The organism is Citrobacter sp. Cpo126 (genome assembly GCF_030332445.1).
GTDB lineage: Bacteria > Pseudomonadota > Gammaproteobacteria > Enterobacterales > Enterobacteriaceae > Citrobacter > Citrobacter portucalensis.
In genome coordinates this window covers 48,195-74,887 of sequence record NZ_JAOWHT010000020.1, presented here as the reverse complement: position 1 = coordinate 74,887, position 26,693 = coordinate 48,195, and the positions used below count along the sequence as shown (strand labels likewise).

The following is a 26,693-nucleotide window of genomic DNA, read 5'->3' as shown; positions in this document are numbered from 1 at the left end:
TCGTCCCTGTTATTGATAAGTGAAGGTGAAGGTCGCTTTAGAGCTGAATGCGCCGGTAGTGCCCGCGCCATCCGTCAGTTCGCGCAGCGCAACTGTCATTTCGACGGCGTTGTTAGTACGTTCTTCAGGGGTCCAGGTGAAGGAACCAGAACCTGGCTTCATATAGGTTTCATCACTGACGTTTTTACGTTTAAAGCCCATACCGATATTGGTGGCGGCGCCTGAATCAGCGGATTCATTTTTAATGAAGTCACCGCTGGCGGAGGTCGAGGTTGCCAGTGCTGTGGTAATACTGGTCAATGAACCGGCACAATCGCTGGCGACGAACTTAAAGTTTTTCTGCGATTCCGCTGATTTCTTAATGATCTTATCCAGACCAACATCGCCCACCGTTAACTTATAGCCGTTGGTGGCATCGCCAGAAACCGATGAGCCATCCAGGGCGGCAATGGTCATGCTGCAGGTAGTGGCCAACACGGTAGCGGTGAAGTCGACGTTAAGTGTTTCCGCCTGACTGGTCAGCGGAAAGAGTACCGCGAGTACGGAGGCAGCTAAAAAGCGCTTATTCCTTTTCATTGGGGATTCCATTTGTATTGTGGTTAATGACACGACACGTAATGTTGTCTAACAGTAGGGTCTGGCTGGTGCCGACCGTTTGTTGCGTTGCTGGCAACTGGAAGGTTGCCGTACAGGTTGCGGGCTGGTTCTTTTCAAACCAGCGCACCGTGAGTTCGCCGTTATCGCTAATACCGCGGACAAAAGCCTGGCCGCCCTGGCCCATATTGCCGATCTGTATATTGTTCTCATAAACTTCGGCGCCGAATGGGATCGTCTGGTGATCGCTGCGCGTCATGTTGAGAATGGCTGAACGTCCTTCATCGGTTTCGAAACTAGCGAAAACGACCGCACCATCGCGTGGTACCAGTGTGGTACTGGTGCTCTTCAGCTCGACGTCGTTATCCATCGTGTCGATGTCGAGATTGACCTGGTTTTCCCGGTAGGCCGTCAATGAGTTCGTTGCGCCATAACCCCAGCGATCAATTGTGCTGCTTCCACCGTTAATCCGAGCGCCTTTAGCGCCAGGCGCTTTCACCAGCACAATGGCATCGCTGTTGCCAAAGTTGTCGTTGGTAAACGTTAAACCACCGCTGTGCAACACAAAACCGCCGTCAGTGGAGAGCGAATACTGACGATTACTGTCGTTATTCGCCGAGGCGGATGCTGAAAGATCTCCCCATGGGGACTGATAGCTGGTATATCCACCAATATCGGAGATGTTTTTCCCCTCTTTTTGCATGGTGTAGCCTGTATTCACGCTGTAGTTCAGCTTATTGTCTTCGCTGCTGCCGCTACTGTTCATGCTGAGCTGGTGCCCACCGTTAAAATCGGTACGCATCTGGGTGCTCAAGTTGCTGAATCCTGAGCGGCGACGTTCACCACCCAGCAGGTTCTCCAGTGGAATATTGAAGTTGATATAAAGCGAATCATCCTTATCGCCTTCTTCATCCCAGGTGCGCTGCAGGTTGATACTCATGCTGCCCCAGGAAAATCCTTTGCCATAACCCAGGCTGTAATCGCTGCGGCTCTCGTTGCTTGCCCAGTAGTCGGTCCAGGTGGCTGACAGATAAAATGAACCGTAATCAACCTCAGCGGACTGCAAAGGTTGGTTCATGCTGACGGTGACCTGATTCTTCATACGCGAGAAGTTATTCATGGTATTGCGTTCAGCGTCAGTACCTTTGAATTTGGCATCGTCGATTAGCTCTAGCGCGTCATTCAGGCCCAGGTAGTCTCGCGTCGAGTAGCGATAGGCCGCGACGTTGAACGACGTATCGGTCGCCTCAATCAGTTTGTTCCAGGTCAAGCGATAGCTTTGGCCTTGATAGGTATTGTCGTCAGGGATATCTGCGCGTGAATGGGTAACGTCAACCGCCAGTGCGCCAAAGGGCGTATTCAGACCCAGACCGAGGAGTCCAGCGAAATAGTCGTTGTCCGTTGCCTGAATACCGGTGTAGGCCGTCAGAAAGTTGTTCAGACCGTAGTAGTATGAGCCCTGCGCCAGGTTTGGTTTGTCATGAAGTTCGTCGTTATTGACTTCCCCGACGCTCACGTCCCAGCGTCCGACGCCCGGGCGCTGCATCTGCATGACCGAAGAAAACGGCTGGGAGAAAGTACGTTTACTGCCATCAGCTTCTTCGATGGTGACGATCAGGTCGCTACCGTAGCCGGAAGGGCTGATATCGTTGATCTCGAAAGGTCCCGGCGGAACGGTCGCTTCATAAATCTTATAACTGCCCTGAGTCACGGTCACTTTGGCGTTAGTGTTGGCGACGCCGCGGATAATAGGCGCATAGTTAGCCAACTGTGAAGGCAGCATACGCGTGTCGCTATACAGACGTGCCCCGCGGATGTTCACCGAGTCAAAAGTTTCGCCAGTGGTATAGGCTTCGCCGACAATCAGCTGTGAGCGTAGTGCCGGGAGGTCGCGCTGCAGATAACGGTTCTGGTATTCGAAATTGCTGCCGCCGTCCTTCGCCCAGTTGTAGTTACCACTGGCACGAAGACGCCATGCACCGAGATTGATGCCCGTATTAAATGCAGCATACAAGCTATCGCTGTCAGTATCGTGGTTGGTGCTGTGGTAGCCGTTAAGGGTATAGGAAAACAGGGCTGCCGGGATGCCGCTTTCCCACAAGGAGGGTTCGACATAGCCAGAATAACCTTTAATGAGCCACGCCTGAGGAACGGAGATATCCAGGCGCTGTTCACCCATATCAAAGCTTACATTTGACTGCTCGATAAGTGCAGGTAGGTTTAAGCAGTCATCCCCATCTTCATCACCTTTTTTCAGAATAGCGTGTTCGTTGCCGATCTCAGGCTGCTTAATGTGCAGCTGTGCCAGATTCTTCGACGTCAGGCAGGCTTGCGCGCTATTTTTACCGACATCAACAAAGGGAAGGGTCAGGCTTGCTACTGATTTCTCGTTGACGAAAACTTTCACACTGTAGGTTCCCGCTGGCGTAGGGTTGCCGTCGGAATATTTACTGATATCGATACTAGCCGCGCTACTTCCCATTAAAAATGAGCTGTCGTACTCGACGCTTTCTGCGGCAAAACCGGGCTGGCTGTAAAGCAGTGCACAGCACATCGCCAGTAGCGTTTTTTTCGGCATCGATTCGGTATAAGGAAAGTTTTGCACCGTCTTTTGCATCCTGCGTTTTGATTAATCGATTACAGTGAAACAGAGCCTTCGATCATGCCGCCATAATCGTTAATGGCGTGGTAGTCCAGTTTGCCTGATACGGTATTTTGTAGACCTTTGACGTTAAAAGAGGCATTGCTCAAAGGCGCAACCATGGTGGCATCAACGGTATAGCGCTTCCCGCCAACCGTAACGACAGCATCATTAAATGAAACGTAGTAAGGTGTTGGGTTATTAACCTTTAGCGTCGTATGACCTTGTTCATTCCCCATCTGCCACTTCAACTGTTTGGTGGCTTCTGCAGGCGAACCCTGTAAACCGGCAGGGCGGTAAAACAGTTTGATACGAGTGCGGAAAGCTAACTGCAGCAAACTTTTGTTTTCTTCTTTGTTGGCGTCTGCTTTTGGCGGTACTTCCAGCACGTTAAACCAGAACACGCTTTCACGGTCTTTTGGCAATGCTGTGGTTTGGGTAAACATTACTTTCACGGATTGACCGTGCTTTGGTTCTATACGTGAAACGGGAGGAGTGGAGACGAATGGGGCCTTAATACTGCCTGGATCGGCATTATCATTCCCGAGATCAATCCAGTTTTGCACCAGCAGCGGTCGGGTACCTTTATTTTCCAGGCGGATACTGACATCTTTTTTATTTTCATCATAAATGATGCGCGTGCCGGAAATGATAATATCGGCATGACTGGTATTACTCAATAAGCTTCCTGCTAGTACCAATGTGGTAAGCGTTTTCTTAAAATTCAACATGAGCATTCCTTGCCAGTGGATGATTTGGTGTTCTTAATTTAAGAAACGAGGTGCGATAGTAATCGTAATTCTCACCTCGTTATTACAAGCTGTGTTAATGACAAACGGTGTAATAATTCCGGTTAATGCTATTAACGCGCTTTTTTGTATACTTATTTCATCAGTAAAGCGTTAATGCTTACTGATAAGTAAAGGTATACATTGCGTTAGTGGTAACGTGACCTGGGGTTACGTCATCACTCAGTACTGCTTTCACATAGGAAGCTACAAAGTGGTAGGTAGCGATTTTGCTGGCATCGAAGGTGGCTTCGTGAACATCTGCACCGTCAACTTTCATCAGCGTTTTGGTGTCTGCATCGTGAATCGCGATGTTTACGTTCTTCGCAGCAGCCATACCGGCGGCAGTCAGGTTGGTGTCGTTATCCAGCGTGCCTTTGGTATTGCCAAAAGAAGAGACCATTGACAGACTGGCCTTAGTTCCGGTGGTCACTTCGGATGCATCTTTACAGTTCAGAACGATGGAGAAAGGTTCTGCTTTTGCGCCGTAAGTAGCATCAGCGACTTCAGTGGTGATATCCGCCGGGGTTGCGGTTTCCAGATAGATGTTGCCATCAGTGGATTCATCACCACGGCTGGTGGAAACGACTTTAGAACAGGTTGTAGCACTGACTAAACCGTGAAAATTAAGCTGACCGCCTTCTGCATCCGCTGCCATTGCTGAAGTTGAGCCCATTGCCATAACCATAGCTGCTGCCAAAATTGCTTTTTTCATTACTGTATCCTTACAGGATTTGAAATATTAGATAATTACTACTTTGCTATATTAAATAGCAGGGGCATATTCTAGCGGTTAGTAATGTTTTGTAAAATAACTTGGGTCTATGGGTTTTATAAAATCATTTTATTTTAAAATTATTGTAGGAGGGCTTTCTTTGTTTTTTGAAATATATTTTTATGGGATATAGGTTTGTGTGATAAAGCGCAAGGAACAAACAACTACTGGTCTTTAATAATAATTGTTTTGCATGGATGATGTCTGAGTAGTATGTGTTAATTAGATTTACTGAAAGGAAAATGTAGTTTAATTAATTTGAGTGAGACTTTTCATAATTAATTTATTATATAACGCGGTTACCATTGCGCCGGACGAGGAGTGGTTTGCTGGATGAAAAACGCAAGGGGTTGTTTATCGTCTGGAAAGATAAGATCCGGCGCGATTTCAGCGAGCGGCCACAGCATAAAACCACGGTTTTTCATGTCGTAGTGCGGTACGGTCAAACGTTCGGTGTTAATCACTTCATCGCCAAACAGCATAATGTCGAGGTCCAGCGTTCGTGGTCCCCAGCGTTCGGCTTTGCGCACCCGCCCCTGCTGTAACTCAATGCGTTGGGTGTGATTGAGTAATTCTTCCGGCGCGAGGGTGGTTTCCAGTGCGACGGCGGCGTTCAGGTAATCGGGTTGATCCTGTGGGCCTAATGGTGGCGTACGGTAAAATGAGGAGACAGCCACGATTCGGCTGTCAGGGATTTCCCCGATCGCTTTCACGGCAGCATTAACCTGCTCCAGAGGGGAGGCTAAATTACTGCCGAGGGCGATATATACCCGTCGTTTTTCAAGCTGCATCTGTGTCACCACCTTGATGCGACTCGAAATTTGTTGGGTATACGTGATAGGTCATGCGGAGCCTTCACGGCGTGGTGCGCGTTTACGCGGGCGACGATGGCGACGACGTGCGTCTGGCTCTTCATCCAGTTCGTTCAGCATGCCTTTTTGTTCTGGCGGCGCAGAAACCTGGAATTCACCCCACCATTTCGCCAGTCGCTGCAATTCCGCGTTGTGTTCGACTTCAGCACGCAGCGCTAACAGGTCGTAAGCTGCGCGGAACTTTGGATGCTCCATCAGCTTCCAGGCGCGTTTGCCCTGGCGACGGGACATACGTAACTGCAACTGCCAGATATCGCGGGTCAGTGAGGTCAGACGTTTCGGGATCGCCAGCGAGCGGCAGGCTTCGTCCAGCACGTCGTTCATTGCCAGCGCGAAAGCATCGTAATAGGCCAGACCGCTTTCTTGCGCAATTTTCTGTGCGGCTTCCAGTAACGGATACCAGAACATGGCAGCAAACAAGAACGCCGGGTTAACGCGCATATCATTGTGAATGCGGTTATCGGTATTCTTCAGTACCTGGGCAATGATGCGTTCCATTGGGCTGTCACCGTCTTCGGTGAAGTAGCGCGTAATGGTTGGGAACAGCGGTTGGAACAGGCTGTACTCACGCAGTTTTTTATAGGTTTCGTACCCATAGCCCGCCTGTAACAGCTTGAGCGCTTCTTCAAACAGGCGTGCAGGAGGAATATCGTTAAGCAAGGTAGCCAGACGTGGGATCGGCTCTGCGGTTTCCGGGCTGATACGCATGTCGAGCTTGGCGGCAAAGCGTACGGCGCGCAGCATACGCACGGGATCTTCGCGATAGCGCGTTTCCGGATTACCGATCAGGCGAATGATGCCCTCTTCGAGATCCTGCATTCCCCCAACGTAATCACGTACGGTGAAATCGGCCACGCTGTAATACAGGCTGTTAATCGTGAAATCGCGACGCTGTGCATCTTCTTCGATGGAGCCGAAGATGTTGTCACGCAGCAGCATACCGTTTTGCCCGCGCTGCGATGTTGTGCGATCGGATTCGCTGCCTTCATGATGGCCGCGGAACGTCGCCACTTCGATAATTTCAGGGCCGAACATGACATGGGCCAGACGGAAACGGCGACCGACCAGGCGACAGTTACGAAACAGTTTGCGCACCTGATCCGGCGTTGCGTTAGTGGTGACATCAAAATCTTTCGGTTTTTTGCCCAGCAAAAGATCGCGTACACCACCGCCAACCAGCCATGCCTCGTATCCGGCCTTATTGAGCCTGTACATTACCTTCAGGGCATTTTCACTGATATCTTTGCGGGAGATAGAGTGCTGCTCACGCGGAATTACCGTCATATGTGGACGGGCGACGGCGAGCTCAGCCTCGCGCTCCTCGCGGCTTAGCACCTTGCGGCAAAAATTAGCGACTCGGGTAAAAATAGTGCACCTCGGTAGTGTCAAACTTCAATCAGAACAAGTGTTGCTGTGTAAAAATAGCGGCTAATCATAGCTCAGCATGATGCATTTGAGAATGCCGGATTTAAGATCGCCGATTCAGGCACCGTTGTCAGACGCCAATTCTCAACGGCAAACTCCAGGATCTGATCAACCTGCATATCCTGCCACGGGATATCGGCACGCTGGCCGAGAAAGCGCAGCGCGGCAATAATCACCGGACGCGGATCGCCTTGCGGCAGCGCAGGTGCATGATTTTGTTTTGAAAGTTTAGCGCCTTGTTCGTTGAGCGCCAGCGGAAGATGAATATAGTCAGGCGCTTGCCAGCCAAACTGCTGATACAAAGAGATTTGCCGCACCGTGGGTTCGATAAGATCGGCGCCGCGTACAATCTCTGTTACGCCCTGAAAGTGGTCATCAACCACCACGGCGAGGTTATAGGCAAACAGCCCGTCGCGACGGTGAATGATAAAATCTTCGCCTGCAAGCTGTGGATCTGCCTGAATTTCACCGCGCAGTTGGTCAGTAAACTGCATCACCGGGTGACGTTGCTTTATGCGGACTGCCGCCTGCTCTGGTCCGAGGCGTAACTCACGGCAATGGCCGTCATAAATACCACCGACGCTTTGAATACGCGCCCGTGTACAGGTGCAGTAATAGCTCAGATCCTGTTGATGTAACCAGGCGAGCGCCTCGCGGTAGGCATCATGACGTTGGGATTGCCATAAAATATCGCCATCCCAGTGCAGTCCGTAATGTTCCAGCTGACGCAGAATCGTATCTGCAGCACCGGGAACTTCACGAGGGGGGTCAATATCTTCAATGCGCACTCGCCAGATTCCGCGCTGTGCGCGGGCCTGCAGGTAACTCCCGAGGGCGGCAATTAGTGAACCGAAATGCAGTTCGCCAGAAGGGGAAGGGGCGAAGCGGCCTATATAGTGTGAATCGCTCATTTTGCGGACTAACAAATAATAAGGCGGGAGAAGCTCCCGCCTGTAGTAAACGTGGTAAAAATGACCGGAATTAACCTGCCATTTGTTTTTCGCGGATTTCTGCCAGCGTTTTACAGTCGATGCACAGATCGGCTGTCGGACGCGCTTCCAGACGGCGAATACCAATTTCTACGCCGCATGATTCGCAGTAGCCGAAATCTTCGTCTTCTACTTTCTTCAGCGTCTTCTCGATCTTTTTGATCAGTTTGCGCTCACGGTCACGGTTACGCAGCTCAAGGCTGAATTCTTCTTCCTGTGCGGCGCGGTCCACCGGATCAGGGAAGTTAGCCGCTTCGTCTTGCATATGAGTTACGGTGCGATCGACTTCATCCCTAAGTTGATTGCGCCATGCCTCAAGAATACGCCTGAAGTGCGACAGCTGGGCTTCGTTCATATACTCTTCGCCCGGTTTCTCCTGGTACGGCTCCACCCCAGCGATGGCGAGAATACTCAGGGACGATGTTTTACGGTTTTGCCCTTCTTGCATGTTGCTTCTCCTTAACACGCACTATCGATCCCCATGTTCGGGGGAAAAATCAGGTCGCTATAAATAGCAGATGCTTTTCCGGATAGCAATTATCTAAACGTAACACTTGACAACCCTGTGAGGAAAAGCGTATTTGCCCACGCGCCCAGAATACTAATTGACCAGATATTTACACCATTACAAGGTAATGGGCAACGGCTCTTTAAGAGTCATACCGTGGGCAGAAAGTTCCGCTTTATAAACCAGAATTTCAACCCCCTTAAGCTGTGCTTCAACTAATAATTGCGCATATTTTGCATCGATATGGCGCGCGGGTGAAAACCGTGTAATGGCTGAATGTAGCACGGCGAAAAATATCACTGCCCGCTTGCCTTCAGCCGCTACGCTCATCAATTCCCGAAGATGCTTCTGACCTCGTTCAGTGATGGCATCGGGAAAATAACCCTGCTCTTTTTCCGCCAACGTGACTGATTTCACTTCAATATAGCAGTCAGGTCGGGAATCTGCCTGTAACAAAAAGTCGATGCGGCTCCCTTCGGCGCCGTATTTTACTTCACTTTTCAAAGTACTGTAGCCTGAAACTTCCGAAATTAACGCCTGCTGAATCGCCTCTTTCGTTAATCTGTTGGCCCACAGCGTGTTAACACAAATAAATTCACCGGATTGGGTTTGCGTTAATTCCCAGGTATGTGGATATTTGCGTTTAGTATTTTCTGATGTCGAATACCAAACGGTGTCACCTGGCATTGCGCATCCGGTCATCGCACCGGTATTTGGGCAGTGTAGCGTTAACGCTGTGCCATCTGGTGTGATCACATCCGCTAAAAAGCGCTTATAGCGCTGGATGAGCGTTGCAGGTTGTAAAGGTGGAGAAAATTGCATAAACAGTCCCTTTGATTATTCAGTCAGCGTCCAGCGTTGCAACTGCGTGTAACGCGTGCGTCCTCGCGCAAATGAGGAGGAATAAAGTGCGAACTCCGTTACCGGAAATGACCAGCCAAAGCCCGGTGGAGGGATTGGAACCGCGTGACCGGCATCGCGCAGCAGCGTGATATGCGGGTGAAACGGCTGCGGGCTTTGATAGCACCCGCTACGCGCTGCCTGCGCCCGTAGCATATTCGCCAGTTGCAGCAACCCGCGCGGCGGCTGACGCATACCCAGCCACACGACCCTGGAGCGCAGCCATTGCCCGGCATCATCGAATTTGAGCGTGAAACCTGGCTGGCGAATACGCCCCGCGAGCTGCGACAGCGCCTGTTGCTTCTCAGCGCTGACGTCGCCTAAAAAGGCCAGCGTCAGATGCAGATTATCAGCCGCGACGGGGCGACCCGCTTCAGGGGGGAACTGCGCGGCCCGCCAGTGGATTAGCTGCTCCCGAACCCCGGCTGGCAATTCAATCGCAAAGAACAGCCTTTTTGGCTCAGACATGATGGATACTCGGTTATGAATTAACGCGATGCTACAATGCAGCGCGAAGAATGTTAACCCTCTGGAGCCATTTGTGACGTCGTTGCCCGTTGCCGCCGTAGTGCCTGAACTGCTTACCGCCCTTGATGCCTCGCCGCAGGTTCTGCTGACGGCGCCGACTGGTGCAGGGAAATCGACCTGGCTGCCGTTGCGACTTCTTGAGCATCGCGGTATCACGGGGCGGATTATTTTGCTGGAGCCGCGCCGCCTGGCAGCGCGCAATGTGGCGCAACGATTAGCGGAATTGCTGAACGAAAAGCCTGGTGAAACCGTGGGCTATCGCATGCGCGCGCAAAGTTGCGTAGGGCCGCAGACCCGGCTGGAAGTGGTAACTGAGGGCGTCCTGACGCGGATGATCCAACGCGATCCTGAACTGACAGGCGTCGGGCTGGTGATCCTCGACGAATTTCACGAACGGAGTTTACAGGCTGATCTGGCACTGGCGCTATTGCTGGATGTGCAGCAAGGGCTGCGGGACGATCTGAAACTGTTGATTATGTCCGCCACTCTGGATAACGGGCGTTTGCAGCAGATGTTGCCCGATGCGCCGACGATCGTTTCTGAAGGCCGCGCATTTCCCGTTGAGCGGCGGTATCAGCCGTTGGCGGCGCATTTGCGTTTTGATGAAGCGGTGGCGATAGCGACGGCGGAGCTATTGTGTCATGAAAGCGGGTCACTGCTGCTATTTTTACCGGGTGTGGGCGAAATCCTGCGTGTACAGGAGCAGCTGGCTACGCGTGTAGGCAGCGATGTTGTGCTGTGTCCACTGTACGGCGCGTTAACGCTTTCCGAGCAGCGTCAGGCGATTGTGCCCGCGCCGCAAGGCAAACGCAAAGTGGTGCTGGCCACCAATATTGCTGAAACCAGCTTGACGATCGAAGGCATCCGACTGGTGGTGGACTGCGCCCAGGAACGCGTGGCGCGCTATGACGTGCGTACCGGTCTGACGCGACTGATTACCCAGCGCATTAGCCAGGCTTCGATGACTCAGCGCGCGGGACGTGCGGGTCGTCTGGAGCCCGGTATTTGCCTGCATCTGCTTGCCAAAGAGCAGGCAGAAAGAGCGGCAGCGCAGGGGGAAGCGGAGATATTGCAGAGCGATCTGTCCGGGCTACTGATGGAGTTGCTGCAATGGGGATGTACCGAACCTGAACAACTGAACTGGCTGGATATGCCGCCCGCCATCAACCTGCAGGCGGCAAAACGGCTGTTGCAGATGCTGGGCGCGCTTGAGGGCGACAGGCTCAGTGCCCGCGGGCAGAAAATGGCGGCATTGGGTAACGATCCTCGTTTAGCGGCGATGCTGGTCGGTGCCAAAAATAATACCGAAGCGGCTACGGCGGCAAAACTGGCCGCGATTCTGGAAGAGCCGCCGCGCGGTGGAAGTACCGATCTGACCGTGGCGTTTGCACGAAATCAGCCCGCCTGGCAGCAGCGCAGTCAACAGTTGCTGAAACGGCTTAACGTTAGCAGCGGGCAGCCCGACAGCACGCTGCTCCCCTCATTGCTGGCGCGGGCGTTTGCCGATCGGATAGCGCGTCGACGCGGGCAGGAAGGGCGCTATCAACTGGCGAATGGCATGGGTGCCATGCTGGATGCCGATGATGCTTCAGGACGCCATGAATGGCTGATAGCGCCACTTTTGTTGCAGGGCAGCGCTTCGCCAGACGCGCGTATTTTGCTGGCTCTGCCGCTGGATATCGAGTCGCTGATGCAGGCATGTCCTGAGCTGCTGCAACAGTCCGACACCATCGAATGGGATGAAACCCAGGGAACGTTAAAGGCATTGCGTCGGTCGCGCATTGGTCAGCTCACGGTAAAAGTACAGCCATTGGCCAAACCCTCGGAAGAGGAGTTGCATCAGGCGATGTTGAATGGCATTCGCGATAAAGGGCTAAGTGTGCTCAACTGGACGCCGGAAGCCGAGCAGTTTCGACTGCGTCTGCAATGTGCGGCAAACTGGTTGCCAGAATACGACTGGCCCGCGGTAGATGAGGATTCTCTGTTGGCGTCGCTGGAGACCTGGCTGCTGCCGCACATGAGCGGTGTGCACTCGTTACGCGCATTAAAAGCACTCAATGTGGGACAGGCGTTGCGCGGTTTACTGGACTGGTCAATGTTGCAACGTCTGGATAGTGAGCTGCCTGCGCATTACACTGTGCCGACGGGAAGCCGGATTGCCATTCGCTATCATGAGGATAATCCTCCAGTATTGGCGGTTCGGATGCAGGAAATGTTTGGTGAAGCAAAGACTCCAACCATTGCCCAGGGGCGCGTGCCGCTGGTGCTGGAGCTGCTGTCTCCGGCCCAAAGACCGCTACAGGTGACGAGCGATCTGAGCGCGTTCTGGCAGGGATCGTACCGTGAGGTGCAAAAAGAGATGAAAGGGCGTTATCCCAAACATGTCTGGCCGGACGATCCGGCGAATACCGCGCCAACGCGGCGCACCAAAAAGTATTCGTAATGTAACTGTAGGCCGGATAAGGCGTTATGCCGCATCCGGCGAAAGAGCGGTAATAATTGAGAGATTTCTTCTTCTGTCGCAGGACGGAAGAACAGAGAATCGGGCCCTTGCGCCTGAATGTTGCGGAGAAAAAGCATGGCGGGGAATGACCGCGAGCCAATTGGACGTAAAGGGAAACCCTCGCGTCCGGTGAAACAAAAGGTGAGCCGTCGTCAACTCAGAGATGAAGAGTATGACGACGATTATGATGATGATGACTATGAGGATGAAGAACCGATGCCGCGTAAGGGTAAAGGCAAAGGGCGTAAGCCTCGTGGTAAGCGCGGCTGGTTCTGGCTGCTGGTAAAACTGTCGATTGTCTTTTTGGTGCTGATCGCCATTTACGGCGTGTATCTGGACCAAAAAATCCGTAGCCGTATTGATGGCAAAGTCTGGCAGCTTCCTGCGGCAGTTTATGGCCGTATGGTTAACCTTGAGCCAGAAATGCCTATCGGCAAAAACGAGATGGTGAAGCTGCTGGAGGCCACGCAGTATCGTCAGGTGACGAAGATGACGCGTCCGGGCGAATTTACCGTGCAGGCGAAGAGCATCGAGATGATTCGTCGTCCGTTTGACTTCCCGGACAGTAAAGAAGGGCAGGTGCGTGCGCGTCTGACCTTTGACGGCGATCATCTGGACACCATCGAGAATATGGATAACAACCGCCAGTTCGGTTTCTTCCGTCTCGATCCGCGTCTGATCACCATGCTCTCTTCACCTAACGGTGAGCAGCGCCTGTTTGTTCCGCGTAGCGGCTTCCCGGATCTGCTGGTGGACACACTGCTGGCGACCGAAGACCGTCACTTCTATGAGCATGACGGTATCAGCCTTTATTCCATTGGCCGTGCGGTGCTGGCGAACCTGACGGCGGGTCGTACGGTACAGGGGGCCAGTACGCTGACTCAGCAGCTGGTGAAAAACCTGTTCCTGTCCAGCGAACGTTCCTACTGGCGTAAGGCCAACGAAGCCTATATGGCGCTGATCATGGATGCGCGTTACAGCAAAGACCGCATTCTTGAGCTGTACATGAACGAAGTCTATCTCGGCCAAAGCGGTGATAACGAGATTCGCGGCTTCCCGCTGGCGAGCCTCTATTATTTCGGTCGTCCGGTAGAAGAGCTGAGCCTCGACCAGCAGGCGCTGCTGGTGGGGATGGTTAAAGGGGCGTCGATCTACAACCCGTGGCGTAACCCGAAACTGGCGCTGGAGCGTCGTAACCTGGTTCTGCGTTTGCTGCAACAGCAGCAGATTATCGACCAGGATCTGTATGACATGCTGAGTGCGCGTCCGTTAGGCGTACAGCCGCGTGGTGGGGTGATCTCCCCGCAGCCTGCCTTTATGCAGATGGTGCGTCAGGAGCTCCAGGCGAAGCTGGGCGATAAAGTTAAAGATCTCTCCGGCGTGAAGATTTTCACCACCTTTGATTCCGTGGCGCAGGACGCCGCAGAAAAAGCGGCGGTGGAAGGCATTCCGGTACTGAAGAAACAGCGTAAGCTGAGCGATCTGGAAACCGCGATTGTGGTTGTTGACCGCTTTAGCGGCGAAGTTCGCGCCATGGTCGGCGGAGCAGAACCGCAGTTTGCGGGCTATAACCGTGCGATGCAGGCGCGTCGTTCGATTGGTTCTCTGGCCAAGCCTGCGACCTATCTGACCGCGCTCAGCCAGCCGAAGTTGTACCGCCTGAATACCTGGATTGCCGACGCGCCGATTGCACTGCGTCAGCCGAACGGCCAGGTGTGGTCACCGCAGAACGATGACCGTCGCTATAGCGAAAGCGGTAGAGTGATGCTGGTGGATGCGTTAACGCGTTCAATGAACGTGCCAACGGTAAATCTGGGGATGGCGCTGGGCCTGCCTGCTGTAACCGATACCTGGTTGAAGCTGGGGGCGCCGAAAGATCAGCTTAACCCGGTTCCGGCCATGCTGCTGGGGGCGTTGAACCTGACGCCAATTGAAGTGGCGCAGGCATTCCAGACTATCGCCAGCGGCGGGAACCGCGCGCCGCTGTCGGCGCTGCGTTCGGTGATTGCCGAAGATGGAACCGTACTGTACCAGAGTTTCCCACAGGCCGAGCGTGCCGTTCCGGCGCAAGCAGCGTATATGACGCTGTGGACTATGCAGCAGGTGGTTCAGCGTGGTACAGGTCGCCAGCTTGGCGCGAAGTATCCGGGTCTGCATCTGGCAGGGAAAACCGGGACCACCAACAACAACGTGGATACCTGGTTTGCCGGGATCGACGGCAGCCAGGTGACCATTACCTGGGTGGGCCGCGATAATAACCAGCCAACCAAGCTGTACGGTGCCAGCGGCGCGATGTCGATTTATCAGCGTTATCTGGCCAACCAGACGCCAACACCGCTGGTGTTGACGCCGCCGGAGGATGTGGTGGATATGGGCGTAGACTACGACGGTAACTTCGTTTGTAGCGGCGGGATGCGCACGCTTCCTGTATGGACCACCGATCCGGATTCACTGTGTCAGCAAGGTGAGATGCTGCAGCAGTCGGGTAATCCGTTCGATCAATCTTCTCAGCAGCCGCAGCAACAGCAGCCTCAACAGCAGCAACCGCCGCAGCAAGAGAAGAAGGACGGCGATGGCGTAGCCGGTTGGATTAAAGAGATGTTTGGTAGTAATTAATTCAGTAATAAATTAGACCTAAACACCCGCTATTAGCGGGTGTTTTTATTTCTGGGTAAAATGATTTTTATTTTTTCATGATGCAATTGTATTGATTTAATTTTAATTAAGAACAAATTAAGTAAAACAAATGTTTGCAAAAGACATTGGAAATTAAATAGTTAACTTCTTTTATGGTGTGTGAAAAATCGCAGGCTATAGACAGTCTCTCCGGTGGTTTGATTTAATCCGCGAGTGAACACTATACACGATTCATTGTATTGATTTGATGAAGGGATTTCAGAAGATCATGTTTTTTGCATATCTTTATTCTTTTCTCTCCGTGCTCACCCTCAATATTTCTCGCCAGTAATTTATTATTGGCAATGGGACTTTGTCATTCAATCGTTCTGATTAAGGGATTCTAATGAATAAAAAGCTTCTTACTGTGCTGATGGCCGGAAGCCTGATTGCCGCTGTAAATACTTCTGCATTTGCAGAAGATACGGGTAAGGTAGAGTTTTCTGGCCGTATTGTTGCCGACACTTGCGTTATTGATGTCGATGGCGCAGGAGCAAATACCGTGGTTACTTTTGCTGATGCTTACCCGGATAATTTTGGTTCTGATGGGGCAATTGGCCCGACAAAAGATTTCCAGATTTCTCTGGCTAAATGTGACCCTGCTATAGCAAGTTTAAACCTGAGGTTCAGTGGTGACACTACTGACGGCGAGAAATTACGCCTGAAGAACGACCTTAGTGATGCGAGTGCTGCAACAAATGTGGGTATTACCGTTACCAATAATAATGGTGGTAACACTGACGTTGTGTTTGATGACTCCGTTCCGGTATCAACCACGGATGTGGCGAATACTGGCGATGAAGCAACGCCTTCTATTTTCAACTATACCGCGAAAGTGATTCAGATTGGTGATGAAAAACCGACTGCAGGTAAATATCACGCCTCCGCGAATTTTACCGTATTCTATCGTTAAGTATGACAGGCAGCCCTTCAGGGCTGCCTGACCAGGGAGTATTGCGGGTGAAATTATATGCGCGAATTTGTTTTGCCATCATTGGGCTTATTGCCATAAATGCACAGGCCAGCATTGTCCTGGGGGGAACTAGAATCATTTACCCGGAGAATAAAAAAGAAGTACAGATATCTATTAAGAATAAAGAAGATGCCAATAAATATCTGATACAAAGCTGGGTAACAAAGACAGATAACACAAAAGCGCCTTTTATTATCACTCCGCCGATTTATAAAATGGACGCTAATGGCCAGGCTCTGCTGCATATCGTCTTTATTGGCGATAAAGGATCGCTACCACAAGACCGTGAATCGATGTTTGTTGCCAACTTTAAATCTGTTTCGGCTATGCCTGATGAATTAAAAGATAAAAATACGCTGCAGTTTGCGATGAAAACACAGCTGAAACTTTTTTGGCGGCCAGTGGGTCTTAAAGAATCGGCCGCTGCCGGTGCGTGGGAAAAATTACGGTTTAGCCGTCAGGGTTCTCAATTAACCGCAAAAAATCCAACGCCATTTCATATTTCGTTATTAGAACTCTCTGTTGGCGGAAAGCAGGTAAAACCTCTCGCAGACAGTTCTGTACCTGAGTCATTGTCAATGACGGTTCCTCCCTTTGGGGAACAGATATTTTCAATACCTGCAGCTGCAGTAGGTGATGTGTCATGGGCTGCAGTGAATGACTATGGCGCTGCAACGGTGAAAAAGCGCCAACAACTATAATACGCAATGACCGTATGGGTAATAATTAAAGGGACTTTATTATATGCGGCCTTATCCTTTGCGATCTTGTCGACTCTTTTTGCTCAACAGCATTACGCTGGCATTATGCTCATTTTTGCACCCAGCGAGTGCTGAAGATGAATTCAATTTGCATATTCTGGAACTCGGTACACCGTTAGAGAATACGTCAACACTGGAAACCTTTTTGCAAAATAATGGGTTACAGCCAGGGACTTATTTGACTGAAGTGATGTGGGATTATGATCGCATTGATAAGCGAAATATTACTTACGTACTATCACAGGATAAGACGCAATTACTCCCGCAGTTCAGCAAAGGGGATCTCAGAGAGCTGGGGGTGAAGGTCGATAGCCTTCCCGGCTTGAAATCATTGGCTGATACGGCTCCAGTTGGCGACATCGCCCAGTACATATCGGGAGCAAAGTTTGATTTTCAACTCGATAGCCAAACTCTTTTCATGCGGATCCCGCAAATTTATCGCGACCAGCAAGTCGCTGGCGCTATCCCTATTAAAGACTGGGACGATGGCATTCCTGCGGCATGGAGCAGCTATTACATTAGCGGCAACCGCCAGCAAGTAAATGGCGAGAACGATAACTCGAACTGGGCAAGCCTTAATTCCGGTCTAAATCTTGGCGCCTGGCGGCTTCGTAATTCAAGTACCTACAGCAATTCGGATGGCTGGGATGCGATCAGCACCACGCTGGAGCGGGATATTAAATTTCTGCAAAGCCAGCTTGAAATTGGCCAGACATATACCAACGGCGAACTGTTTGACAGCGTACAGATGACAGGGGTGAAGCTGGAAACCGATACCAGCATGTTACCCAATAGCTTACAAGGGTTTGCGCCTGTTGTGCGCGGAATTGCCAATAGCGATGCAAAAGTAACGATTAAGCAAAATGGCTACACGATATATCAGACTTATGTCTCCAGCGGCCCCTTTGAAATCAGAGATCTCAGTCAGGTAACAGCAGGGTCAGATTTACAAGTTACCGTTAAAGAGGCTGATGGAAGCGAGCATTCGTTTATTCAGGCAAGCGCTTCGGTACCCATCTTACAGCGTGAAGGTGCGCTGAAATATAGCCTTGCTGGTGGAAAATACCGCGATAGCGATAACGGCGAGGAACCTGGGTTTGGTCAGGCGACGGTAATCTACGGCATGCCTCATGGCATTACGCTGTATGGCGGAGCGCTCGAAGCATCAATTTATCGTGCCGGTCTGGTCGGGGCGGGGGCCGATCTCGGTGAGCTTGGTTCTGTGTCTGTAGATGTTACTGCGGCCAGAACTCAGTTTGACGATGGGCGTGGTAATGCCAATGGTTTATCCTGGCGTGCACAATATTCCAAAGACTTTTCTGCAACAGATACCACGGTGACGCTGGCCAGTTACCGTTATTCCACTTCTGGTTTTTATACCTTCCAGGAAGCACTCGATCAGCGCGATAGAGGTGAAGATGATGGAATCTACAATTACCGTAAAACAAACAACCGTCGTAGCCGATTACAGTTGAGTATGTCGCAATCATTGGGCTCTATAGGGTCTGTGTATATCAATGGTTATCAACAAGATTACTGGGATATGAGTGGGCATGAGCGCAGTGCCAGTATGGGATTCAGTTCCAGTTGGCAGGACATCACCTGGTCTGTGAACTATAGCCTGACAAAAACACCAAACAGCGATAATGATCAGCAGGTTGCATTTTCCGTCAATATTCCTTTGTCACGTTGGCTGTCAAACAGTTGGGCGACCTACAACCTAAACAGCGCTAAAAATGGCAATACCGTGCATCAGGTTGGGATTGGCGGGACTGCGCTGGAAGATAACAACTTAAGTTATAACCTGCAGCAAAGCTATACCGATCACGATACTGGATATGGTGCGAGCATGACGGGGCGTTATCGTGGCTCATACGGTGAAATTGGGGCGAACTATAGCTATGCCAAAGATAGCAAACAGTGGAACTACAGCGCGCAAGGATCCGTCGTCGCACATCCTTATGGTATTACGCTGGGGCAATCTGTCCAGGATGCTTTTGCTATTGTCCATATTGACGAGGGAGCAGATGTTAAAGTCCAGAATATGCAAGGTATTTACACTGACTACTGGGGAAATGCGGTCGTACCATATCTAACTAATTATCGTCGTAATACCGTCACGGTGAACAGCGGGGAACGCGACGATCTGGATATCGAAAAACCGGCCAAAGATGTCGTACCTACGAAAGGGGCAGTTGTCGCAGCTAATTTCTCTGCCCGCCAGGGTATTCGCGCCTTATTAACACTTCACCATGGATCGAGTTTTGTGCCTTTCGGCGCGGTACTGTCAATTGAGGGGGGCTCCTCAATAGTCGGAGATGGTGGCGAAGTTTATCTGACCGGTTTGAAAGGTAATGTACCGTTTAAAGTACAGTGGGGTAGTGCTCCAGAACAGCGCTGTGAAGGAAATGCGCAGATCCCAGACGATATCGAGTCCTCTATTTACCAGGCTGCGGTTGAGTGTCGATAGTGTAAAGGGAAAACATAAAATGGACTGTGGGAATATGAATAATTATATGATTTTTAGATTGATTCTATGTTGCGGTCTATTGTTCGCACAGCAATCAGTTCAGGCATCCTGCAAAATTGAGAATGATGCGTCGCCGTCAACCTCTACGTTCAATATGCCGTCGTTTACGGTAAATGCGGACGCCGCTCCAGGTACGATCATTGCAACCCAGGAAGTGACTGGCGATCTTATTAAAGTCGTGGACTGTACAGATAATGGCGATATCTATACAGGCTATACCGTATTCACGAGTAGCGATGCCCGCACGGATAATCCCCTTAGCCGCGTTTATCAAACAAATGTTCCAGGAATAGGTTTTCGGGTCGCCTGGGCTAAAGATAGCTCTTCCGACCTAACAGAAGGATCGCTGGTTACCCCTATGCATCTAGGGACGGCAAAAACATCCAATTTAAGTGACTATAGTATTCAATCACGTGCGAGGGCTGAATTTGTCGTCACTGGTGTTGTGCAGTCAGGGGTTATTGACGTCAACATGCTCAATGCGGACTGGATTTATGATTCGCAGGTTATTGCTCAAATTCGCTTTGCCCCAATAGCGATTAACGTTACTGCTAACACCTGCAATTTGGTTGAAAAAAATATCACAGTGCCGCTTAAGAGAATCATGACTAGCGATATTGTGGACGGTTATTCCGATGTTGTATCTGATGATAGTTTCAAGATTCAGCTGGAACAGTGTGTTGCTGGCATCAAACTTGATTATAAATTCACCACTGCCGGTTCAACTGGCGTGAGTGGCAATAGCGACATCCTGGAGATCGCCAGTGGTAATGACGCGGCCGAAGGGGTCGGATTACAAATCCTCGACAGCAACAATAATGTGCTGAAATTTGATCAAGATTACAACGCGGTAGCGCAAACAACCGATAGGCAGTCTGTCACTATCCCTTTGAAAGCGAGATATGTACAAACAGGCACTGTAAAAGCGGGAAAGGTTGACTCTGTTGCGACATTTAGCGTTTTTTACCGCTAGCCAAAAATAGCCTGTGTATTTGCAGGCTTTTCTTTTAAACATTCCAGCCTAATTTATTAACCCTTTCTTTTCATCTGGTTATTTCTTAACCCCTCAGTTTTAGTAGGGACGCGTATTGCTTGCTATCTCGCCAGAGTTTCGAATATTATGCTGCCGTTATAATAATAATTCTCGTTTACGTTATCATTCACTTTAATCAGAGAAATACCAATGGCGCGTCTTAAAACTGCTCAGCCAAGTTCATCACTGCGTAAAATCGCAGTAGTGGTAGCCACAGCGGTTAGCGGCATGTCTGTCTATGCACAGGCGGCGGTTGACCCGAAAGAAGAAACCATCACCGTAACTGCTGCACCTGCTCCGCAGGAAAGCGCATGGGGGCCTGCGGCAACCATCGCTGCACGACAGTCTGCTACGGCGACCAAAACCGACACTCCGATTCAAAAAGTTCCTCAGTCTATTTCAGTGGTCACCGCCGAAGAGATGGCGTTGCATCAGCCAAAATCGGTCAAAGAGGCGCTCAGCTACACCCCGGGCGTTGCCGTGGGTACGCGTGGCGCGTCCAATACCTATGACTACCTGATTATTCGCGGATTTGCCGCCGACGGCCAAAGTCAGAATAACTATCTGAATGGCCTGAAGATGCAGGGCAACTTCTACAATGATGCGGTCATCGACCCTTATATGCTGGAGCGCGCCGAAGTGATGCGCGGTCCGGTTTCCGTTCTGTACGGAAAGAGCAACCCGGGTGGGTTGTTGAACATGGTCAGCAAGCGCCCGACAACGGAGCCGCTGAAAGAAGTTCAGTTCAAAATGGGCACTGACAGCCTGTTCCAGACCGGTTTTGACTTCAGCGATGCGCTGGATGACGATGGTGTGTACTCATACCGCCTGACCGGCCTGGCGCGTTCCGCGAATGCGCAGCAGCAGGGCGCAGAAGAACAGCGTTATGCTATAGCGCCATCTTTCACATGGCGTCCGGATGATAAGACGAATTTCACCTTCCTCTCCTACTTCCAGAACGAGCCGGAAACCGGTTATTACGGCTGGTTGCCGAAAGAGGGGACCGTGTCTAAGCTGCCAAATGGTTCACGTCTGCCGACCGATTTCAACGAAGGTGCGGACAACAATACCTACTCTCGTAACGAGAAGATGGTGGGCTACAGCTTCGACCACGAATTTAACGACACCTTTACCGTACGTCAGAACCTGCGTTATGCGCAAAACAAAGTGTCGCAGAAAAGCGTGTACGGCTACGGCATGTGCTCCGATCCGCTGTATACCAAGGATCCGGCTAACAGTCCTTGCGCCAGCATCCCTCAGTCAGATTGGGATCACACGCTGACTCGTCAGTACGTTGACGACAATGAAAAATTGCAGAATTTCTCTGTTGATACCCAGTTGCAGAGCACATTCGCCACCGGTTCCCTGGATCACACATTGCTGACCGGCGTTGACTATATGCGTATGCGTAACGATATCAACTCCTGGTTCGGTTGGGCTGGTTCGGTAGCGCCGTCTGATATCTATAATCTTGACCGTAGCGATTTTGACTTTGGCTCGCACCCTGGACCTGGCGCAGCTTATCGCGTTCTGAATAAACAGGAACAAACGGGCCTGTACGCTCAGGATCAGATGCAGTGGGATAAGGTTCTGGTCACTCTGGGCGGTCGTTACGACTGGGCTAAGCAGGACTCTCTGAACCGCGTTTCTGGTGTGCTGGACTCCCGTGATGACCGACAGTTCACCTGGCGTGGCGGAGTTAACTACCTGTTCGATAACGGTGTAACCCCGTATTTCAGCTACAGCGAATCGTTTGAACCTAATTCTCAGGTTGGGGAAAGCGGCAATATCTTTGCGCCATCTAAAGGTAAGCAGTACGAAGCGGGCGTGAAGTACGTGCCGAGCGACCGTCCGATTGTATTAACCGGTGCCGTTTACCAGTTGACCAAAACCAACAACCTGATGGCCGATCCGAATGGATCGATCTGGTCAGTTGAAGGCGGTGAAATTCGTTCACGCGGTGTGGAAATCGAAGCGAAAGCGGCACTGTCTGCCAGCGTTAACGTGGTGGGTTCTTATACCTACACCGATGCGGAATACACCACCGACACCAACTACAAAGGCAATACGCCTGCTCAGGTGCCAAAACATATGGCATCACTGTGGGGGGATTACACCCTCTATGATGGCGCGCTTTCCGGGCTGACGTTGGGTACGGGTGTTCGTTATACTAGTTCCAGCTATGGCGATCCGGCAAACTCCTTCAAAGTGGGAAGCTACACGCTGGTAGATGCGTTAGTACGTTACGATCTGGCGCGTGTAGGTATGGCTGGCTCCAACGTGGCGCTGCATGTGAACAACCTGTTTGACCGTGAATACGTCGCCAGCTGCTTCAATACTTATGGCTGCTTCTGGGGCGCAGAACGTCAGGTCGTTGCAACTGCAACCTTCCGTTTCTAATTTCTCTTTGGGCACGCTTTGCGTGCCCGTTTTACAAGTTGGCTGCTATGCAGGAAAACAGATCCCATCCCGACACCACTTTTGCGTTGCGTAATGTCTCCTTTCGTGTGCCTGGCCGCACGCTTTTGCATCCTCTCTCATTAACTTTTCCTGTAGGGAAAGTGACTGGTCTTATCGGCCACAACGGTTCCGGTAAATCGACATTATTGAAAATGCTGGGACGTCATCAGCCGCCGTCAGAAGGTGAAATCCTGCTCGACGAACAGCCGCTGGAGAGCTGGAGTAGTAAAGCGTTTGCCCGCAAGGTCGCCTATCTGCCGCAACAGCTGCCGCAGGCAGAAGGGATGACGGTACGCGAACTGGTGGCGATTGGTCGTTATCCGTGGCACGGGGCGCTGGGGCGTTTTGGCGTTGCCGACAGAGAGAAAGTAGAAGAAGCAATTTCGCTGGTAGGTTTAAAGCCGCTGGCGCACCGTCTGGTCGATAGCCTGTCCGGTGGGGAACGCCAACGCGCGTGGATTGCCATGCTGGTGGCACAGGACAGCCGCTGTCTGCTGCTTGATGAACCGACTTCCGCGCTGGATATCGCCCATCAGGTTGACGTGCTGGCGCTGGTGCACCGCTTAAGCCAGCAGCGCGGGCTGACGGTGGTTGCGGTGCTGCATGATATCAATATGGCGGCCCGTTACTGCGATTACCTCGTTGCGCTGCGCGGTGGTGAGATGATTTCTCAAGGAACGCCTGCTGAACTGATGCGCAGTGAAACTCTGGAACAAATTTACGGTATCCCGATGGGCATTTTGCCGCATCCGGCCGGTGCCGCACCCGTGAGTTTTGTCTATTAATGATCGGATTACATCATATTACTCGTCGGCGGCTGCTTACGGCGATGGCGCTGTCGCCTCTGCTGTGGCGGATGAATACGGCGCACGCCGCGGCGGTTGATCCCCAGCGCATTGTAGCGCTGGAATGGCTGCCTGTAGAGCTGCTGCTGGCGCTGGGTATTACGCCGTATGGCATCGCAGATATCCCTAACTACAAGCTGTGGGTCAGTGAGCCTCCTCTGCCGGACTCGGTAATTGACGTCGGGCTACGTACGGAACCCAATCTCGAACTGCTGACCGAAATGAAGCCCTCGTTTCTGCTCTGGTCGGCAGGTTACGGTCCTTCTCCTGAAAAGCTGGCGCGGATTGCACCAGGCCGGGGATTTAACTTTAGCGATGGCAAAAAGCCGCTGGTCGTTGCGCGACAGTCGCTGCAGGAAATGGCGCAATTGTTCAATCTGCAAGCCTCTGCTGAACGCCATTTGACTGAGTACGATCATTTTATCGCCAGCCTGAAACCGCGCTTTATGCAACGCGGCGCGCGTCCCGTGCTCCTGACATCCCTGCTTGATTCGCGGCATATGCTGGTGTTTGGTTCAAACAGCCTGTTCCAGGACGTACTGGACGAATATGGGATCCCTAACGCCTGGCAGGGAGAAACAAACTTCTGGGGCAGCACTGCCGTGAGTATTGACCGTCTGGCTGCTTATAAGGATGTCGATGTGCTGTGCTTTGATCACGGCAACGATAAAGAGATGGCTGCGCTGATGTCTACGCCATTATGGCAGGCGATGCCGTTTGTCCGTGGCGGACGTTTTCAACGTGTGCCTGCCGTTTGGTTCTATGGCGCAACGCTATCGGCCATGCATTTTGCCCGTATTCTGGATAATGCGTTGGGAGGCAAAGCGTGAGCAGGAAACTTGAAATGCCGGATGGCGGCGCGAAAAGCGCTTTATCCGACCTACGGTTTGGGCGCTTTGTAGGCCGGATAAGGCGAAGCCGCCATCCGGCGTTGCTGTTGTTGGTGCTGTTTGTTGCTGCCTGCTGGCTGACATGGGTTAACTTCTCCGTTGCGCTACCGCGCAGTCAGTGGCAACAGGCTATCTGGTCACCGGATATCGACATCATTGAGCAGATGGTTTTTCACTATAGCCTGCTGCCGAGGCTGGCGATATCGCTACTGGTCGGCGCCGGGCTGGGTCTGGTCGGCGTGTTGTTTCAGCAGGTGTTGCGTAACCCTCTGGCGGAGCCAACCACGCTGGGCGTTGCGACTGGTGCGCAGTTGGGCATTACGGTTACCACGCTGTGGGCTATTCCTGGTGCGCTGACCACGCAATTTGCGGCGCTGGCGGGAGCATGTGTCGTTGGGGCGCTGGTGTTTGGCGTTGCCTGGGGCAAGCGTCTTTCTCCGGTGACGTTAATCCTTGCCGGGCTGGTGGTCAGCCTGTACTGCGGGGCGATTAACCAGTTGATGGTTATCTTCCATCACGATCAGCTGCAAAGCATGTTTTTATGGAGCAGCGGCACGTTAACGCAAACCGACTGGAGCGGCGTACAGCGTCTGTGGCCGCAGCTGTTGGGCGGTGTGATGCTGACTCTGTTGTTATTACGCCCAATGACGCTGATGGGACTGGATGACGGCGTGGCGCGCAACCTCGGTCTGGCGCTGTCGCTGGCACGTCTGGCGGCGTTATCGCTGGCCATTGTCATCAGCGCCTTACTGGTTAACGCGGTTGGGATTATCGGCTTTATTGGCCTGTTTGCACCGCTGCTGGCGAAAATGCTCGGTGCGCGTCGTTTGCTGGCACGTCTGGTGCTTGCCCCGCTGATTGGTGCGTTGATCCTCTGGCTCTCCGACCAAATCATTCTGTGGCTGACCCGCGTATGGATGGAAGTCTCCACCGGTTCAGTGACGGCGTTGATTGGCGCACCGTTGCTACTGTGGTTGTTGCCGCGCTTGAGGAGTATGAGCGCCCCGGATATGAACGCCAGTAATCGCATCGCCGCTGAGCGTCAGAATGTGCTGATGTTTGCGCTGGCAGGTGGCGTTATCTTGCTGCTAACCCTCGTGGTGGCGCTGTCGTTTGGCCGCGACGCACATGGCTGGACATGGGCCAGCGGCGCGATGCTGGATGAGCTGATGCCCTGGCGCTGGCCTCGCATTCTGGCGGCACTGATTGCCGGGGTGATGCTGGCGGTAGCGGGCTGTATTATTCAACGTCTGACGGGCAACCCGATGGCCAGCCCGGAAGTGCTGGGTATTAGCTCCGGTGCAGCATTTGGCGTGGTACTCATGCTGTTTTTGGTCCACGGAAATGCTTTTGGCTGGCTGCTGCCCGCCGGAAGCCTCGGGGCCGCGGCTACTCTGCTTATCATTATGATAGCTGCCGGGCGCGGTGGTTTTTCACCGCACCGTATGCTGTTGGCCGGTATGGCGCTCAGTACGGCCTTTACTATGCTGCTGATGATGCTGCAGGCCAGCGGCGATCCGCGCATGGCGGGCGTGTTGACCTGGATTTCCGGTTCAACCTATAACGCGAGCGGAGAGCAAGTACTGCGTACCGGGATTGTGATGGTGATTCTGCTGGCGATGACGCCTCTGTGCCGCCGTTGGCTAACAATTTTACCGCTCGGCGGCGATACGGCGCGGGCTGTAGGTATGGCTATCACGCCATCACGCGTGGGGTTACTGCTGCTGGCGGCAGGGCTGACGGCGACAGCCACCATGACTATTGGACCGTTGAGCTTTGTCGGGCTGATGGCTCCGCATATTGCCCGTATGATGGGTTTTCGTCGGGCGATGCCGCATATGCTGATTTCGGCGCTGGCGGGTGGCGTGTTGCTGGTCTTTGCTGACTGGTGCGGCAGGATGGTGCTGTTTCCGTATCAGATCCCGGCGGGATTATTGTCGACGTTTATTGGTGCGCCGTACTTTATCTATCTGCTGAGAAAGCAGAGTCGCTGAGGCTGAAC

At 52.1% G+C, this 26,693-nt stretch carries 20 protein-coding genes; 10 read left to right on the top strand and 10 right to left on the bottom strand.

The genetic code is table 11. The annotated features are described in order from the left end of the window. Positions 1 to 9: 9 nt before the first annotated feature. The 10 genes from OGY17_RS01135 to thpR form a co-directional block, all read right to left on the bottom strand. Positions 10 to 576: a fimbrial protein gene (locus OGY17_RS01135; protein ID WP_100271492.1), complete on the bottom strand. Its 567-nt coding sequence runs from the start codon at positions 574 to 576 to the stop codon at positions 10 to 12. Then, positions 563 to 3,172: an outer membrane usher protein gene (locus OGY17_RS01130; protein WP_286606307.1), complete on the bottom strand. Its 2,610-nt coding sequence runs from the start codon at positions 3,170 to 3,172 to the stop codon at positions 563 to 565. Before OGY17_RS01130 ends, OGY17_RS01135 begins: the two co-directional genes overlap by 14 nt. 59 nt (positions 3,173 to 3,231) lie before the next feature. After that, a complete protein-coding gene (locus tag OGY17_RS01125; protein ID WP_008786240.1) occupies positions 3,232 to 3,966 on the bottom strand; it encodes a fimbrial chaperone in 735 nt (244 codons plus the stop codon). Between the two features lie 178 nt (positions 3,967 to 4,144). Beyond that, complete coding sequence (locus OGY17_RS01120; RefSeq protein ID WP_071446612.1) at positions 4,145 to 4,738, bottom strand: fimbrial protein; 594 nt, start codon at positions 4,736 to 4,738, stop codon at positions 4,145 to 4,147. A 359-nt stretch (positions 4,739 to 5,097) separates the two neighbouring features. Next, entirely contained in the window at positions 5,098 to 5,589 is a 492-nt protein-coding gene (gene folK / locus OGY17_RS01115) for a 2-amino-4-hydroxy-6-hydroxymethyldihydropteridine diphosphokinase (protein ID WP_008786242.1), read from the bottom strand. A gap of 51 nt (positions 5,590 to 5,640) precedes the next feature. Beyond that, positions 5,641 to 7,038: a polynucleotide adenylyltransferase PcnB gene (gene pcnB / locus OGY17_RS01110; protein ID WP_204192014.1), complete on the bottom strand. Its 1,398-nt coding sequence runs from the start codon at positions 7,036 to 7,038 to the stop codon at positions 5,641 to 5,643. Positions 7,039 to 7,109: 71 nt separating this feature from the next. Further along, positions 7,110 to 8,006 (bottom strand): tRNA glutamyl-Q(34) synthetase GluQRS, encoded by an 897-nt coding sequence (gene gluQRS / locus OGY17_RS01105; protein WP_103285752.1) that lies wholly within the window; start codon positions 8,004 to 8,006, stop codon positions 7,110 to 7,112. A gap of 70 nt (positions 8,007 to 8,076) precedes the next feature. After that, positions 8,077 to 8,532, bottom strand: coding sequence for an RNA polymerase-binding protein DksA (gene dksA, locus OGY17_RS01100; RefSeq protein ID WP_003829221.1), 456 nt, complete (start codon positions 8,530 to 8,532; stop codon positions 8,077 to 8,079). A gap of 177 nt (positions 8,533 to 8,709) precedes the next feature. Continuing rightward, on the bottom strand, positions 8,710 to 9,414 hold the full coding sequence (sfsA, locus tag OGY17_RS01095) for a DNA/RNA nuclease SfsA (RefSeq protein WP_008786246.1): 705 nt from the start codon (positions 9,412 to 9,414) through the stop codon (positions 8,710 to 8,712). Positions 9,415 to 9,429: 15 nt separating this feature from the next. Beyond that, positions 9,430 to 9,960 (bottom strand): RNA 2',3'-cyclic phosphodiesterase, encoded by a 531-nt coding sequence (thpR, locus tag OGY17_RS01090; protein WP_284884651.1) that lies wholly within the window; start codon positions 9,958 to 9,960, stop codon positions 9,430 to 9,432. Between the two features lie 73 nt (positions 9,961 to 10,033). Between thpR and hrpB the strand changes: the two genes are divergently transcribed. From hrpB to fhuB, 10 genes are all read left to right on the top strand, one after another. Further along, positions 10,034 to 12,463, top strand: coding sequence for an ATP-dependent helicase HrpB (gene hrpB, locus OGY17_RS01085; RefSeq protein WP_286606260.1), 2,430 nt, complete (start codon positions 10,034 to 10,036; stop codon positions 12,461 to 12,463). A 135-nt stretch (positions 12,464 to 12,598) separates the two neighbouring features. Next, entirely contained in the window at positions 12,599 to 15,139 is a 2,541-nt protein-coding gene (gene mrcB / locus OGY17_RS01080) for a bifunctional glycosyl transferase/transpeptidase (RefSeq protein ID WP_032942392.1), read from the top strand. Positions 15,140 to 15,545: 406 nt separating this feature from the next. Continuing rightward, positions 15,546 to 16,112, top strand: a complete 567-nt coding sequence (locus tag OGY17_RS01075) for a fimbrial protein (RefSeq protein ID WP_060682733.1) — start codon at positions 15,546 to 15,548, stop codon at positions 16,110 to 16,112. Between the two features lie 47 nt (positions 16,113 to 16,159). Next, on the top strand, positions 16,160 to 16,873 hold the full coding sequence (locus tag OGY17_RS01070; RefSeq protein WP_060682732.1) for a fimbrial biogenesis chaperone: 714 nt from the start codon (positions 16,160 to 16,162) through the stop codon (positions 16,871 to 16,873). 43 nt (positions 16,874 to 16,916) lie between these two features. Next, complete coding sequence (locus OGY17_RS01065; protein WP_252430280.1) at positions 16,917 to 19,403, top strand: fimbria/pilus outer membrane usher protein; 2,487 nt, start codon at positions 16,917 to 16,919, stop codon at positions 19,401 to 19,403. Positions 19,404 to 19,437: 34 nt separating this feature from the next. Continuing rightward, positions 19,438 to 20,436: a fimbrial protein gene (locus tag OGY17_RS01060; RefSeq protein WP_286606257.1), complete on the top strand. Its 999-nt coding sequence runs from the start codon at positions 19,438 to 19,440 to the stop codon at positions 20,434 to 20,436. A gap of 210 nt (positions 20,437 to 20,646) precedes the next feature. Beyond that, positions 20,647 to 22,896, top strand: coding sequence for a ferrichrome porin FhuA (fhuA, locus tag OGY17_RS01055; protein WP_048227070.1), 2,250 nt, complete (start codon positions 20,647 to 20,649; stop codon positions 22,894 to 22,896). Between the two features lie 47 nt (positions 22,897 to 22,943). Then, a complete protein-coding gene (fhuC, locus tag OGY17_RS01050) occupies positions 22,944 to 23,741 on the top strand; it encodes a Fe3+-hydroxamate ABC transporter ATP-binding protein FhuC (protein WP_003829206.1) in 798 nt (265 codons plus the stop codon). Continuing rightward, positions 23,741 to 24,631 (top strand): Fe(3+)-hydroxamate ABC transporter substrate-binding protein FhuD, encoded by an 891-nt coding sequence (fhuD, locus tag OGY17_RS01045; protein ID WP_286606255.1) that lies wholly within the window; start codon positions 23,741 to 23,743, stop codon positions 24,629 to 24,631. Before fhuC ends, fhuD begins: the two co-directional genes overlap by 1 nt. Positions 24,632 to 24,645: 14 nt before the next feature. After that, positions 24,646 to 26,685 carry a Fe(3+)-hydroxamate ABC transporter permease FhuB gene (gene fhuB / locus OGY17_RS01040; RefSeq protein ID WP_286606305.1) on the top strand — a complete coding sequence of 680 codons (2,040 nt, stop codon included), beginning with the start codon at positions 24,646 to 24,648 and terminating at the stop codon, positions 26,683 to 26,685. Positions 26,686 to 26,693 lie beyond the last annotated feature (8 nt).